The organism is Pseudomonas sp. TWR3-1-1 (assembly GCF_049896545.1).
Taxonomy (GTDB): domain Bacteria; phylum Pseudomonadota; class Gammaproteobacteria; order Pseudomonadales; family Pseudomonadaceae; genus Aquipseudomonas; species Aquipseudomonas weihenstephanensis.
This window is the reverse complement of record NZ_JAFCUO010000001.1, coordinates 745705-759887: the sequence shown is the minus strand read 5'-3', so window position 1 is coordinate 759887 and position 14183 is coordinate 745705. Positions and strand designations below refer to the sequence as shown.

The 14183-nt window shown below is 58.8% G+C and carries 11 protein-coding genes; 5 read left to right on the top strand and 6 right to left on the bottom strand.

Going from position 1 to position 14183, the window contains the following annotated elements; genetic code table 11:
- The first annotated feature begins 99 nt into the window (after positions 1 to 99).
- Positions 100 to 918 carry a posphoenolpyruvate synthetase regulatory kinase/phosphorylase PpsR gene (gene ppsR / locus ACP7A4_RS03630; RefSeq protein ID WP_048362902.1) on the top strand — a complete coding sequence of 273 codons (819 nt, stop codon included), beginning with the start codon at positions 100 to 102 and terminating at the stop codon, positions 916 to 918.
- Positions 919 to 984: 66 nt separating this feature from the next.
- On the opposite strand, the gene prpD is transcribed toward ppsR, so the two are convergent.
- From prpD to ACP7A4_RS03600, 6 genes are all read right to left on the bottom strand, one after another.
- A complete protein-coding gene (prpD, locus tag ACP7A4_RS03625; protein ID WP_426245567.1) occupies positions 985 to 2469 on the bottom strand; it encodes a 2-methylcitrate dehydratase in 1485 nt (494 codons plus the stop codon).
- 160 nt (positions 2470 to 2629) lie between these two features.
- A complete protein-coding gene (prpF, locus tag ACP7A4_RS03620) occupies positions 2630 to 3820 on the bottom strand; it encodes a 2-methylaconitate cis-trans isomerase PrpF (protein WP_426245565.1) in 1191 nt (396 codons plus the stop codon).
- A 57-nt stretch (positions 3821 to 3877) separates the two neighbouring features.
- Positions 3878 to 6469: a Fe/S-dependent 2-methylisocitrate dehydratase AcnD gene (acnD, locus tag ACP7A4_RS03615; RefSeq protein WP_426245563.1), complete on the bottom strand. Its 2592-nt coding sequence runs from the start codon at positions 6467 to 6469 to the stop codon at positions 3878 to 3880.
- 72 nt (positions 6470 to 6541) lie between these two features.
- Positions 6542 to 7669, bottom strand: coding sequence for a bifunctional 2-methylcitrate synthase/citrate synthase (prpC, locus tag ACP7A4_RS03610; protein ID WP_059761578.1), 1128 nt, complete (start codon positions 7667 to 7669; stop codon positions 6542 to 6544).
- Positions 7670 to 7727: 58 nt separating this feature from the next.
- Positions 7728 to 8615, bottom strand: coding sequence for a methylisocitrate lyase (gene prpB, locus ACP7A4_RS03605; RefSeq protein ID WP_059761579.1), 888 nt, complete (start codon positions 8613 to 8615; stop codon positions 7728 to 7730).
- Positions 8612 to 9334, bottom strand: coding sequence for a GntR family transcriptional regulator (locus ACP7A4_RS03600; RefSeq protein ID WP_426245889.1), 723 nt, complete (start codon positions 9332 to 9334; stop codon positions 8612 to 8614). The genes prpB and ACP7A4_RS03600 overlap by 4 nt, the downstream gene beginning before the upstream one ends.
- Positions 9335 to 9616: 282 nt before the next feature.
- On the opposite strand from ACP7A4_RS03600, the gene ACP7A4_RS03595 reads away from it, so the two are divergent.
- The 4 genes from ACP7A4_RS03595 to pabB all read left to right on the top strand — a co-directional run bounded on the left by ACP7A4_RS03595 (position 9617) and on the right by pabB (position 14172).
- The gene (locus tag ACP7A4_RS03595; protein ID WP_048362895.1) at positions 9617 to 10153 is read left to right on the top strand and encodes an ATP-dependent zinc protease family protein; all 537 of its coding nucleotides are present in this window, start codon (positions 9617 to 9619) and stop codon (positions 10151 to 10153) included.
- A 5-nt stretch (positions 10154 to 10158) separates the two neighbouring features.
- Entirely contained in the window at positions 10159 to 11691 is a 1533-nt protein-coding gene (locus ACP7A4_RS03590) for an inactive transglutaminase family protein (RefSeq protein WP_059761580.1), read from the top strand.
- Complete coding sequence (locus ACP7A4_RS03585) at positions 11691 to 12674, top strand: alpha-L-glutamate ligase-like protein (RefSeq protein WP_059761581.1); 984 nt, start codon at positions 11691 to 11693, stop codon at positions 12672 to 12674. The genes ACP7A4_RS03590 and ACP7A4_RS03585 overlap by 1 nt, the downstream gene beginning before the upstream one ends.
- Positions 12675 to 12828: 154 nt before the next feature.
- A complete protein-coding gene (gene pabB, locus ACP7A4_RS03580) occupies positions 12829 to 14172 on the top strand; it encodes an aminodeoxychorismate synthase component I (RefSeq protein ID WP_059761582.1) in 1344 nt (447 codons plus the stop codon).
- Positions 14173 to 14183 lie beyond the last annotated feature (11 nt).

Sequence of the window (14183 nt, the reverse complement as noted above, 5' to 3'; positions counted from 1 at the left end):
CTGGACCTGGAAAATAAGTGACACTGCCTGCCATTCAGGGCGACAAAATCGCGCCTATCATATCCAAGAATCGTCACCAGCTTAAGGCCCAAGGCGCAAATGAAACGATCTGCTTTCTTTATCTCCGATGGCACCGGCATCACCGCCGAAACCCTCGGCCAGAGTTTGTTGGCCCAATTCGAAAATGTGACCTTCAGCAAGTTCACGCGACCCTATATAGACAGCGTGGATAAAGCGCGGGCAATGGTACAACAAATCGATAACGCCGCCGAAAAAGACGGAGTTCGCCCGATTATCTTCGACACCATCGTCAATCAGGACATTCGCGAAATCCTCGCAACGTCCAATGGTTTCATGATCGACATCTTCTCCAGCTTCCTGGCCCCGCTGGAACAGGAACTCGCCGAACACTCGTCCTACTCGGTAGGCAAGTCCCACTCTATCGGCCATAACTCCAATTACATGGAGCGTATTGAGGCGGTGAACTTTGCCCTCGACAACGACGACGGCGCCCGCACGCACAAATACGACAAGGCCGACCTGATTCTGGTGGGCGTCTCACGCTGTGGCAAAACCCCGACCTGCCTGTACATGGCCATGCAATTCGGCATCCGCGCGGCCAACTACCCGCTGACCGAGGACGACATGGAAAGCCTGAAGCTGCCGGCGGCCTTGCGCGAACACAAGCATAAGCTGTTCGGCCTGACCATCGACCCGGATCGCCTCACCGCCATCCGCAACGAGCGCAAGCCCAACAGCCGCTATTCAAGCTTTGCCCAGTGCGAATTTGAAGTGCGCGAAGTCGAAAACCTGTTCAAGCGCGAAAATATCCCGCACATCAACTCCACGCATTTTTCTGTGGAAGAAATCTCGGCCAAAATTCTGGTCGAAAAAGGCGTGGAGCGACGCTTCAAATAACAGCGCAGCGGCGATTAAAGGCTGCGATCTTTTCATCGTCAAAGATCGCAACCTTCGGTGTGTGTGTTAGATCACCAGTAAATCCACGAACCGGTTTACCGGGGTCGCTTCAAGTGCAGCCTGATCCTTGCAAAGGGCAAAAATCTCCTCACAACGCTGCCTTGCAAAGCGCGTGACCAGATTGGCCTTGAACTTTTCTTCCAGCAGCGCAATGCCTTCGGCACGGCGACGACGATGGCCAATCGGGTATTGCACCACCACTTGCTGAGTGCTCGTACCATCGTTGAAAAACACCTGAATGGCATTGGCAATGGAGCGTTTATCCGCCTCCAGGTATTCACGGGTGTAGCGTGGGTCTTCAACAATCACCATTTTTTCGCGCAGCTCATCAATGATCGGATGCGCGGCATGGAAGTCATCCTCGTACTGCTCGGCCACCAGATTGCCAAACGCCAACGGCACGGCGGTCATGTATTGAAGGCAGTGATCGCGATCGGCGGCGTTGGCTAATGGGCCTTGCTTGGAAATGATCCGAATCGCCGATTCGTGGGTGGTGATGACAATTTTCTCGATTTCGTGCAGACGATCTCTGACCTGCGGATGCAAGGTCACTGCCGCTTCACAGGCCGTTTGCGCATGAAACTCTGCCGGGAAGCTGATCTTGAACAGCACGTTTTCCATCACGTACGTGCCGTAAGGCTGTGACAGCTTGAACGCGCGCTGCCCTTCGGGCTTGAGTGCCAGATCCTTGTTGGTATGACTGAACAGCACCTCATAAAAACCCCATTGCGGCGCCGTCAGCACACCCGGAATACCCATTTCACCGCGCAGCGCAATGTCCGCCAAGCGCACGCCACGACTGGACGCATCGCCCGCCGCCCAAGACTTGCGCGACCCTGCGTTCGGTGCATGGCGATACGTGCGCAGCGCCTGGCCGTCGACAAAGGCATGGGACAGCGCCGACAACAACTGTTCACGGTTGGCCCCCATCAGTTTGGCGCAGACCGCCGTCGAGGCCACTTTCACCAGCAGCACATGATCCAGACCGACACGATTGAAGGAGTTTTCCAATGCAATAACGCCCTGAATCTCATGGGCCATGATCATTGCATCAAGTACGGCGCGCACCGTCAGCGGCGCCTCGCCATTGGCTACGCGCTTTTGCGACAGGTGGTCGGCCACGGCCAAAATACCGCCCAGATTGTCCGAAGGATGCCCCCATTCAGCCGCCAGCCAGGTGTCGTTGTAATCCAGCCAGCGCACGATACAGCCAATGTCCCAGGCGGCCTTGACCGGGTCGAGGCGAAAGGAGGTGCCGGGCACTCGGGCACCAAACGGCACAAGGGTGCCCTCCACGATGGGCCCCAGGTGCTTGGTGCATTCTGGGAATCGCAGCGCCAGCAAGCCGCAGCCCAACGTGTCCATCAGGCAGTTACGGGCGGTGTCGAGGGCTTGTGGCGAGGTGATGCGGTAATTGAGGACGTAATCGGCAATGTCCTGCAAAACCTGATCGTAGTCGGGGCGGTTGTTGGCGTCGACGTTGGCGCTCATAGGGTTTCTCCAAAAATGAGTAAGTGTCGTGTTCCATCCTCAGGTTCATCGTGATCGTGCGGGTCTGGAATGCCCGTTCAATTGTGTCGTTTCAACCTGCGCCTTCGCCCCGACCTCTCCCTATGGCAGAGGTCGGGGTGAAGGCCAAAGGTCCACTCGATTAAAAGCAATCGCCGGGCACCCGCACCCAGCCTTCCATCAACACCCGCGCACTGCGGCTCATGATGGCTTTAGTGACAGTCCACTCACCGTCAACCTGCTGCGCTTCAGCACCCACGCGCAAAGTCCCGGACGGATGGCCAAAGCGCACTGCGCTGCGCAACTCGCCACCGGCCGCCAGGTTGACCAACGTGCCCGGTATCGCGGCCGCCGTGCCAATCGCAACCGCTGCCGTGCCCATCATCGCGTGGTGCAGTTTGCCCATCGACAAGGCCCGCACCAGCAAATCCACGTCTTGCGCCTTGACCACCTTGCCGCTAGACGACACGTACTCTGTCGGGCCTGCAACAAAGGCCACTTTAGGGGTGTGCTGACGCTTGGCAGCGTCGCCCAACTGAGCAATCAAACCCATGCGCAACGCACCGTGTGCCCGAATGGTTTCGAACAGCGCCAATGCTTTCGGGTCGCTGTTGATGTCGTTTTGCAGCTCCGCGCCGGTGTAACCCACATCACGCGCATTGACGAAAATCGTCGGAATGCCCGCATTGATCATGGTCACATTCAGCGTGCCCACACCCGGCACTTCTAGCGCGTCGACCAGGTTGCCGGTCGGGAACATCGAGCCGCCCCCGCCCTCTTCATCCGCTGCCGGGTTGAGGAACTCCAACTGCACTTCGGCCGCTGGAAACGTCACACCGTCAAGCTCAAAGTCGCCAGTTTCCTGCACCGCACCGTCGGTCATCGGTACATGGGCGATGATGGTTTTACCGATATTGGCTTGCCAGATGCGCACCACGGCAGTGCCGTTCTGGGGCAGGCGTGCCGGGTCGACCAAACCACTGCTGATGGCAAACGAACCCACCGCCGCCGACAGGTTGCCGCAGTTGCCGCTCCAGTCCACAAACGGTTTGTCGATGGAGACCTGGCCAAACAGATAATCAACGTCGTGGTCGGCACGCAGGCTTTTGCTCACGATCACTGTTTTGCTGGTGCTGGACGTCGCAGCGCCCATGCCGTCGATTTGTTTTTCGTAAGGGTCGGGGCTGCCAATGACCCTTAACAGCAACGCGTCACGCGCAGCCCCCGGCACCTGCGCCACCGCTGGCAGATCAAGCAGGTTGAAAAACACACCCTTGCTGGTGCCGCCACGCATATAAGTGGCGGGGATTTTTATTTGCGCTGCGTAGGCCATAGAACAGAGTCCTGTGAAGTGACCTCTGTAGGCGCTGGCGCCTACAGAGGTATGTGATTAAACCGACGCTGATTCCAGGAAGTCCTGGGCAAAACGTTGCAACACGCCACCCGCTTCATAGATCGAAACTTCTTCGGCGGTGTCCAGACGGCAGGTCACCGGCACCTCCACGCGCTCGCCGTTTTTGCGCGTGATCACCAGCATCAGCGTGGCACGCGGGGTGCGCTCGCCGATCACGTCGTAGGTTTCACTGCCGTCGATTTGTAAGGTTTTACGATTGGTGCCCGGCATAAATTCCAGCGGCAACACCCCCATGCCCACCAGGTTGGTGCGGTGAATGCGCTCAAAGCCTTCGGCCGCAATGGCTTCGACACCCGCCAGACGCACGCCTTTGGCCGCCCAGTCACGGGACGATCCCTGACCATAATCGGCGCCCGCAATGATGATCAGCGGTTGCTTGCGCTCCATGTAGGTTTCGATCGCTTCCCACATGCGCATCACACGACCTTCAGGCTCCAGCCGGGTCAACGAACCCTGTTTGACCTTACCGTCCTCGATCACCATTTCGTTGAACAGTTTCGGGTTGGCGAACGTGGCGCGCTGGGCAGTCAAGTGGTCGCCACGGTGGGTGGCGTACGAGTTGAAGTCGACTTCCGGCAAGCCCATTTTCGCCAGGTATTCACCGGCGGCGCTGTCGAGCATGATCGCGTTGGAAGGCGACAAGTGGTCAGTGGTGATGTTGTCCGGCAGCACCGCCAGCGGGCGCATGCCTTTGAGCGGCCGCGCCCCGGCCAACGCCCCTTCCCAGTACGGCGGGCGACGGATGTAAGTACTTTGCGGACGCCAGTCATACAGCGGCGCCACTTTAGGCCCGGTGTCTTCGTGAATGGCGAACATCGGAATATAGACCTGGCGGAACTGCTCAGGCTTCACTGCGGCCTTGACCACGGCGTCGATTTCTTCGTCGCTCGGCCAGATGTCTTTCAGGCGAATCTGATTGCCCTGGGCGTCCAGGCCCAGCACGTCTTTTTCGATGTCGAATCGGATCGTGCCCGCAATCGCGTAGGCCACCACCAACGGTGGTGAGGCTAAAAACGCTTGTTTGGCGTAAGGATGAATACGTCCGTCGAAGTTGCGGTTACCCGACAACACGGCGGTGGCGTACAGGTCGCGGTCGATGATTTCCTGTTGGATGGCGGGGTCCAGCGCTCCCGACATGCCGTTACAGGTGGTGCACGCGAAGGCCACCACGCCAAAACCCAATTGCTCCAGCTCGCTGGTCAGCCCCGCTTCATCGAGGTACAACGCCACGGTCTTGGACCCCGGCGCCAGCGAGGTTTTGACCCACGGTTTACGGGTCAGGCCGAGTTTATTCGCGTTGCGCGCCATCAAGCCCGCCGCGATTACGTTGCGCGGGTTGCTGGTGTTGGTGCAACTGGTGATGGCCGCAATAATCACCGCGCCATCAGGCATTTGCCCCGGTACGTCGTCCCACTGACCGGCAATGCCCTTGGCCGTAAGCTCGGTGGTGGCCACGCGCGCGTGCGGGTTGCTCGGGCCGGCCATGTTGCGCACCACAGACGACAAGTCAAAACTCAGGCCGCGCTCGTATTGCGCGTCTTTAAGGCTCTCGCCCCACAAGCCTGTGACCTTGGCGTAATGCTCAACCAACTGCACTTGCTGGTCATCGCGACCGGTCAGCTTGAGGTAGTCAATGGTTTGCTGGTCAATGTAGAACATGGCCGCCGTAGCACCGTATTCCGGGGCCATGTTGGAAATGGTCGCGCGGTCGCCCAGGGTCAGCGCAGAGGCACCCTCGCCGAAGAATTCCAGCCAGGCACCGACCACTTTTTGTTTGCGCAGGAACTCGGTCAGAGCCAACACCATGTCAGTGGCCGTAATGCCCGGTTGCAGCTTGCCGGTCAGTTCCACGCCGACGATTTCAGGCAAGCGCATCCATGACGCACGGCCCAGCATCACGCTTTCGGCTTCCAGCCCGCCAACGCCAATGGCGATGACGCCCAGCGAGTCGACGTGGGGGGTGTGGCTGTCGGTGCCGACGCAAGTGTCCGGGAAGGCCACGCCGTCACGCACCTGAATCACCGGGGACATTTTCTCCAGGTTGATCTGGTGCATGATGCCGTTGCCCGGCGGGATCACATCGACGTTTTTGAAGGCTTTTTTGGTCCACTCGATGAAATGGAAACGATCTTCGTTACGCCGGTCTTCGATGGCGCGGTTCTTCTCGAACGCTTCGGGGTCATAACCGCCACACTCCACCGCCAACGAGTGGTCAACGATCAGTTGCGTGGGCACCACCGGGTTGACTTGCGCCGGGTCGCCGCCTTGCAGGGCAATGGCGTCACGCAGGCCGGCAAGGTCAACCAGAGCGGTCTGGCCCAGGATGTCGTGGCAGACCACACGGGCCGGGAACCACGGGAAATCCAGGTCGCGCTTGCGTTCGATCAACTGGCTCAGCGAGGCATTGAGGGTTGCCGGATCGCAGCGACGGACCAGGTTTTCGGCCAACACGCGCGAGGTGTAAGGCAGCGTGTCATAAGCGCCGGGCTTGATCGCATCGACCGCTGCGCGAGTGTCGAAATAATCCAGCCGGGTGCCCGGAAGTGTTTTGCGAAATTCAGTATTCATTGGCGCGGGACTCGATCACGGGTAGGTCTGAGGGCTGGCGCACCGCCGGGGCGGGGGCGCCAGCCCTGCTGTTCAGCGACGCTCGATTGGCACGAACTTGCGCTGTTCGACGCCGATGTACTCGGCGCTTGGACGAATGATGCGGTTGTTGGCACGCTGTTCGAACACATGCGCCGCCCAGCCGGTCAGGCGTGAGCAGACAAAGATGGGGGTAAACAGCGGGGTCGGGATGCCCATGAAGTGGTACGCCGAGGCATGGTAGAAATCGGCGTTGGGGAACAGCTTCTTTTGCTCCCACATGGTGTTGTCGATGGCCTCGGAGACCGCGAACAACACCGTGTCGCCCACTTCGTCCGCGAGCTTTTTCGACCAACCCTTGATCACCTCATTGCGCGGGTCGCTGTCTTTGTAGATCGCGTGGCCAAAGCCCATGATTTTGTCTTTGCGTTCGAGCATGCCGAGCGTGCCCTGAATGGCCTCCTGCGCAGAGCTGAAGCGCTCGATCATTTCCATGGCCGCTTCATTGGCGCCGCCGTGCAATGGACCGCGCAGCGAACCGATGGCGGCGGTGATGCACGAATACAGGTCGGACAATGTCGAGGCACAGACCCGGGCGGTGAACGTCGAGGCGTTGAATTCGTGCTCGGCGTACAGAATCAGCGACACGTTCATCACTTTGACGTGCAAGTCACTCGGTTTTTTGTCGTGCAGCAGGTGCAAAAAGTGGCCGCCAATTGACGTTTCATCACTCACGCAGTGAATGCGCACGCCGTCATGGCTGAAGCGATACCAGTAGCACATGATCGCCGGGAAAGCGGCCAGCAGACGGTCAGTCTTGTCCCGCTGCTGAGTGAAGTCTTTTTCCGGCTCAAGATTGCCCAAAAACGAGCAACCGGTGCGCATCACGTCCATCGGGTGGGCGTCGGCAGGGATGCGTTCCAGCACCTCTTTCAAGGCTTGCGGCAGGTCGCGCAGGTTTTTTAGCTTACCGGTGTAGGCGTCCAGCTCAGCCTGGGTCGGCAGTTCGCCGTATAACAACAGGTAAGCCACTTCTTCAAAGCGGGCTTGGGCGGCCAATTCACGTACGTCATAACCGCGATAAGTGAGTCCGGCACCTTCCTGGCCTACGGTCGACAACGCCGTCTGACCGGCCACCTGGCCACGGAGTCCGGCACCACTCAATACTTTTGCTTCGGCCATTGCGCTTCTCCAATTTTTGAATTTGTTAGGGATTGGGCAAGAACGGTTTAATGCGCTGTTACTTTTTGCTGGCAAACAGCGCATCGAGCTTTTGTTCAAACGCGTGGTAGTCGATGGCGTCGTACAGCTCCATGCGGGTTTGCATGGTGTCGATCACGTTCTGTTGAGTGCCGTCGCGGCGAATCGCGCCGTACACGTTTTCGGCAGCCTTGTTCATCGCACGGAACGCCGACAGCGGGTACAGCACCAGCGACACGTCGACTTCACGCAGTTGATCAACGGTGTACAGCGGCGTGGCGCCAAACTCGGTGATGTTGGCCAGAATCGGCGCCTTGACGCGTTCGGCGAACAGTTTGTACATCTCAAGTTCGGTAATGGCTTCGGGGAACACCATGTCCGCGCCCGCCTCAACACAGGCTGCTGCACGTTCAAGGGCCGATTCCAGCCCTTCTACCGCCAGTGCGTCGGTGCGCGCCATGATCACAAAACTGTCATCGGTTCGGGCATCGACGGCGGCCTTGATGCGGTCGACCATTTCTTGCTGCGAGACGATTTCTTTGTTCGGGCGATGGCCGCAACGCTTGGCGCCCACTTGGTCCTCAATGTGAATCGCCGCTGCGCCAAACTTGATCATCGACTTGACGGTGCGCGACACGTTGAAAAACGAGGAGCCGAAGCCGGTATCCACGTCCACCAGCAGCGGCAGGTCACAGACGTCGGTGATGCGCCGCACATCGGTCAACACGTCATCCAGACCGGTAATGCCCAGGTCCGGCACGCCCAGCGAACCCGCTGCCACACCGCCACCCGACAGGTAGATAGCCTTGAACCCGGCACGTTTGGCCAGCAATGCATGGTTAGCGTTAATGGCGCCGACGACTTGCAGCGGATGCTCACTGGCGACCGCATCACGGAAACGTTGGCCTGGACTGTTTTTATTGCTCATGACTCACCTCGTGGAGTGGCTGTCTGCTGGGCGCTGTCTTGGTAGTGACGCGCAATGTTGCGTTTGGATACACCAATGTGGCGGCGCATCAATAACTCGGCCAGTTCGCCGTCGCGGTCGGCAATGGCATCTAGAATCCGGTGGTGCTCGGCGAACGCCTGACGGGGACGATTGGGCGTGGAGGAAAACTGGATGCGGTACATACGCACCAATTGATACAGCTCACCGCACAGCATCTGCGTCAGGGTCCGATTGCCGCTGCCTTGAATAATCTTGTAATGAAAATCGAAGTCGCCTTCTTGCTGGTAATACCCAACGCCCGCCTGGAAGGCCGCGTCGCGCTCATGGGTTTCCAGTACCCGGCGCAACTCGCCAATGTCTTCATCACTCATGCGCTCGGCGGCCAAACGACAGGCCATACCTTCGAGGGACTCGCGAATTTCGTAGAGTTCAATCAGCTCGGCATGGCTCAAGGACACGACGCGAGCGCCTACATGCGGCACCCGCACCAACAGGCGCTGACCTTCAAGACGGTGCAGGGCTTCACGCAGCGGCCCGCGGCTGATGCCGTAAGTGCGGGCCAGTTCCGGCTCGGAAATCTTGCTGCCGGGGGCAATATCGCCTTTGACGATAGCGGCCTGAATACGCCTGAAGACGTTCTCGGACAAGGTCTCCGAGTCGTCTTGAGCCACTGCGGCACTTTCCAGCGAATCCAGCATATTGTCGACACCTTTGAAATCAATAGCGCCAAAACTAGCCATTTAAGACTTCAACGTCAAAGAATAAATATGGATTGTCGACAATCGTCTAATACGACGTGGGTTTAATCGAGCGCTTCACGCCTCGCTTAACGCGGCGCCAGCGCTGGCGTCATAAAACCATCATGTTAGAATGCCGCCCGCATCAGCCTTGCCCTCTTTATAGGGCAGCCGCACGAGGACACTTGCGCTGTATTGCCAGTCGCCTTGAACTGAAGATTGCAAGAGACTGCCCCCGGATTTATGAAATTTTCCCCCTTCTTTATATGCCTTTGCCTGCTGACCTTGCCGGGCCTGAGCCTTGGCGCCGAAAAAACCGTGTACGGCCTTAACGAATACGCCGAACTGTCGGGCATTAACCTGCAAGTGGCTGCCAAACTCGACACCGGTGCCAAAACCGCCTCGCTCAGCGCGCGTGATATAAAACGCTTCAAGCGCGACGGTGAGAGCTGGGTGCGTTTTTATCTGGCCATTGATGATGCACACTCGCACCCGATCGAACGTCCGCTGGCACGGGTCAGCAAGATCAAGCGCCGCTCCGGTGATTACGATCCCGAATCGGACAAGAACTACACCTCGCGCCCGGTTATTTCACTGCAAATCTGCATGGGTAAAGCTTTACGCACCATCGAAGTGAACTTGACCGACCGAAGTGCGTTCCAATACCCGCTGTTGATCGGCTCCGAAGCGCTCAAACGCTTTGATGCGCTGGTCGACCCAAGCCTTAAATACGCTGCTGGCAAACCTGCCTGCGCCGCCAACGCTCAAACCGCAGAGTAATTGAAATGCGCGCTCTTACCCTTCACCTGAAAATCTTGATCACCATCCTCGTGGTGCTGGGCATTTCGATTACGGCCTATCAGATTTTCGTCATCGGCATTCCTGTGACCGAAGACGCGACGGACGACCTGTGGAACATCGACGCCAAAGTCGAATTTGTCGCCAGCTCCAAAGACCCGGTCAAGATCCAGATGTTCGTGCCGCCGCTGAACCGCGACTACGTCAGCCTGAATGAAAGCTTTATCTCCAATAACTATGGGGTGAGCGTCAATCGGGTCGATGGCAACCGCAAGGTCACCTGGTCGGCCCGGCGGGTGAGTGGCAAGCAAACCCTGTATTACCGCCTGGTATTGACCAAGCGCTACACCGGCGACAAAACCAAAGTCAAAGGCCCGGTATTTCGCGACAGCATTGCCGTAGAAGGCCCCGAAAAAATCGCCGCCGAAGCGCTGTTGGCACCGATTCGCCAGCATTCAGCCGACGTTGAAACCTTTATCAGCGAGACCATCAAGCGGGTGAGCAACCCCAACGATGACAACGTGAAGCTGCTGTTGGCCGGCGATCCGTCGACCGCGCACAAGGCACAAATCATCGAACTGCTGCTGTCGATTGCCCACGTACCACTGGAAAAAGTCCACACCATTCGCTTGGTCGCCGACCAGCCGCAAAGCCCGGAACTGTGGCTGCGCAGCTTCAATGGCAACGACTGGCTGTACTTCAATCCGGAAACCGGCGAACAGGGCCTGCCGTCTGACCGCCTGCTGTGGTGGACCGGCGACGAGCCAATGATTTCGGTCGACGGTGGCAAAAAAGCCAACGTCACCTTCAGCCTGAACAACAGCGAAATGAACGCCATCCGTCTGGCCAAGCTGACCGACGAAAACACCGACGCCAACTTCCTCGAATACTCGCTGTACGGCTTGCCGCTGCAAACCCAGCAAACGTTCATGATCATGGTGATGATCCCGATTGGCGTGCTGGTGATTCTGGTGCTGCGCAACCTGATCGGCCTGCAAACCCTGGGCACGTTCACCCCGGTACTGATTGCCCTGGCGTTCCGCGAGACTCAACTGGAGTTCGGCATCATCCTGTTTACGGTGATAACCGCGCTCGGGCTGATGTTGCGTTCCTACCTTGAGCACCTGAAGCTGCAAATGCTGCCGCGACTCTCCGTGGTATTGACCTTCGTGGTGATACTGATCGCAGCCATCAGCCTGTTCAGCCACAAATTGGGGCTGGAGCGCGGGCTGTCGGTGGCCCTGTTCCCGATGGTGATCCTGACCATGACCATCGAGCGCCTGTCCATCACCTGGGAAGAACGTGGCGGCGGCCATGCGATGAAAGTCGCCATCGGCACCCTCTTCGCAGCCACCCTGGCGTATCTGGTGATGAGCATCCCGGAACTGGTGTACTTCGTGTTCACCTTCCCGGCGGTGCTGCTGATTCTGGTGGGCTTCATGCTGGCAATGGGCCGTTATCGCGGTTACCGCCTGACCGAGCTGGTGCGTTTCAAAGCATTCTTGAAGGCTGACTCCTGATGTTTGGCTTCTGGAAGACCTGGAAGGCCCTGGAAGCCAGAGGCATCATGGGCATCAATCGGCGCAATGCGGACTACGTACTCAAGTACAACAAACGCAGCCTGTACCCGATTGTGGATGACAAGATCATCACCAAAGAGCGCGCCATCAAAGCCGGGATTCACGTCCCGGAAATGTACGGCGTGATCTCCACCGAGAAAGAAATCGACAAGCTCGACGACATCATCGGTGGCCGCAGTGACTTCGTGATCAAGCCCGCGCAAGGCGCGGGCGGTGACGGCATTTTGGTGATTGCCGACCGTTTCGAAGACCGTTTTCGCACGGTCTCGGGCAAGATCATCAGCCACGAAGAAATCGAACATCAGATTTCCAGCATCCTCACCGGCCTGTACTCGCTGGGCGGTCACCGCGACCGCGCGCTGATCGAGTACCGCGTGACACCGGATCAAATCTTCAAAAGCATCAGCTACGAAGGCGTGCCGGACATCCGCATCATTGTGCTGATGGGCTACCCGGTGATGGCGATGCTGCGCTTGCCGACCCGCCAGTCCGGCGGCAAGGCCAACCTGCACCAGGGCGCCATTGGTGTTGGCGTAGACCTCGCCACCGGCCTGACCCTGCGCGGCACCTGGCTGAACAACATCATCAGCAAACACCCCGACACCACCAATGCGGTAGACGGCGTTCAATTGCCGTACTGGGATGGTTTCATGAAGCTGGCCGCGGGTTGTTACGAGTTGTGCGGCCTGGGGTATATCGGTGTCGACATGGTGCTCGATCAGGACAAAGGCCCGCTGATTCTGGAACTGAACGCCCGTCCGGGGCTGAACATCCAGATCGCCAACGACTGCGGTTTAACCCTGCGCACCCATGCGGTCGAAGCGCACGTTGAAGCGCTGGCCGCCAAAGGCATCAAGGAAACCCCCGAGGAGCGCGTGCGTTTTGCGCAAGAACTGTTCGGCCATATCCACCCCAACGAATAAAACCCGCACAGGCGTTGCCGCAGGCGACGCCCGATTGCCGGGCAAACGTCAACCGTGATGCCGCAGCACCTGCGGCAGCCGCTGCGCAACTCGCTTTGCTGCCGCACACAGGATTACAATCCCCACCCCCGCCCCACTGGCTGATTTGCCTCGCATGTTGATCTGCTCTGTTCACCCGCTCCCTTACCTTGCCAACCCGGCCGACTATTTCGCGGCGATTCGCCATGCACCCGGCGCTGTATTGCTGGACAGTGGACGCCCCGAAGCCGAACGCGGCCGCTACGACCTGATGAGCGCATGGCCGCTCGAAGAACTGTGGGTGCAGCCGCAAGAATCGGGGCGCGATTTTTTGCAGCGCTTGCGGGAACATCTGGCCCGACTGGGCCGTGCGCAAATCCCCGCACCGCATGAGCTGCCCTTCGCAGGCGGTTTGATGGGCTATCTGAGCTACGATTTCGGGCGAAAGCTTGAACCGTTACCCGCACTGGCACACGACGACTTGCAGTTACCGGATGCGCGCCTTGGCCTGTATGCCTGGGCATTGATCAGCGACCATCAGCACGCCAGCAGCCAGTTGGTGTTCCATCCCAGCCTTGAGATGAGCGAGCGCGAACGCCTGATCAACCTGTTCACTCGACTACGCGCTGCGCCAGTTGCGCCTTTCAGCCTCAAGCATCCGATGCAACCTGACCTCAGCGCTCAGCAGTATCAGCAGGCATTGACCCGGATTCATGACTACATCCAGGCCGGTGACTGCTACCAGGTCAATTACACCCAGCGTTTCAGCGCCGAGTGCGAGGGCGATGCCTGGACCGCCTATTGCGCCCTGCGCGCAGCGTGCCCGACGCCTTTTTCAGGCTTCATGCAACTGCCCGAGCAAGGCGCCATTGTGAGCCTGTCGCCCGAACGCTTTGTGCGCGTGAGCCGCAATCAGGTCGAAACCCGCCCGATCAAAGGCACCCGTCCACGGGGCAAAGACCGTGGCGAAGATGCCGCCAACGCCGCCGAATTGCTGGCAAGCCCTAAAGATCGCGCTGAAAACCTGATGATTGTCGACCTGCTGCGCAACGATTTGGGGCGCACGTGCCGCACCGGCTCGGTCCGTGTGCCTGAGCTGTTCAGCCTTGAAAGCTACCCCAATGTGCACCACTTGGTGAGCAGCGTCACAGGCGAACTGGCGCCAGGCAAAGATGCCCTGGACCTGATCGGGGACAGTTTCCCCGGCGGCTCGATCACCGGCGCACCGAAAATTCGCGCCATGCAAATCATCGACGAACTGGAACCGACACGGCGCAGCATCTACTGCGGCTCATTGCTGTACCTCGACGTGCGCGGCGAAATGGACAGTTCCATCGCCATTCGCAGCCTGCTGATCAAGGACGGGCGCGTGAGTTGCTGGGGCGGAGGCGGGATTGTCGCGGACTCGGACTGGCGCGCCGAATATGAAGAATCTGTCACCAAAGTGAAGGTGTTGCTCGACACGCTGCAAACCCTGTAACACGCGGTTTT

Bases quoted from the DNA above. Each gene is read 5' to 3' on its own strand.
- ppsR (WP_048362902.1), top strand. From the start codon at position 100: ATGAAACGATCTGCTTTCTTTATCTCCGATGGCACCGGCATCACCGCC.
- prpD (WP_426245567.1), bottom strand. From the start codon at position 2,469: ATGAGCGCCAACGTCGACGCCAACAACCGCCCCGACTACGATCAGGTT.
- prpF (WP_426245565.1), bottom strand. From the start codon at position 3,820: ATGGCCTACGCAGCGCAAATAAAAATCCCCGCCACTTATATGCGTGGC.
- acnD (WP_426245563.1), bottom strand. From the start codon at position 6,469: ATGAATACTGAATTTCGCAAAACACTTCCGGGCACCCGGCTGGATTAT.
- prpC (WP_059761578.1), bottom strand. From the start codon at position 7,669: ATGGCCGAAGCAAAAGTATTGAGTGGTGCCGGACTCCGTGGCCAGGTG.
- prpB (WP_059761579.1), bottom strand. From the start codon at position 8,615: ATGAGCAATAAAAACAGTCCAGGCCAACGTTTCCGTGATGCGGTCGCC.
- ACP7A4_RS03600 (WP_426245889.1), bottom strand. From the start codon at position 9,334: ATGCTGGATTCGCTGGAAAGTGCCGCAGTGGCTCAAGACGACTCGGAG.
- ACP7A4_RS03595 (WP_048362895.1), top strand. From the start codon at position 9,617: ATGAAATTTTCCCCCTTCTTTATATGCCTTTGCCTGCTGACCTTGCCG.
- ACP7A4_RS03590 (WP_059761580.1), top strand. From the start codon at position 10,159: ATGCGCGCTCTTACCCTTCACCTGAAAATCTTGATCACCATCCTCGTG.
- ACP7A4_RS03585 (WP_059761581.1), top strand. From the start codon at position 11,691: ATGTTTGGCTTCTGGAAGACCTGGAAGGCCCTGGAAGCCAGAGGCATC.
- pabB (WP_059761582.1), top strand. From the start codon at position 12,829: ATGTTGATCTGCTCTGTTCACCCGCTCCCTTACCTTGCCAACCCGGCC.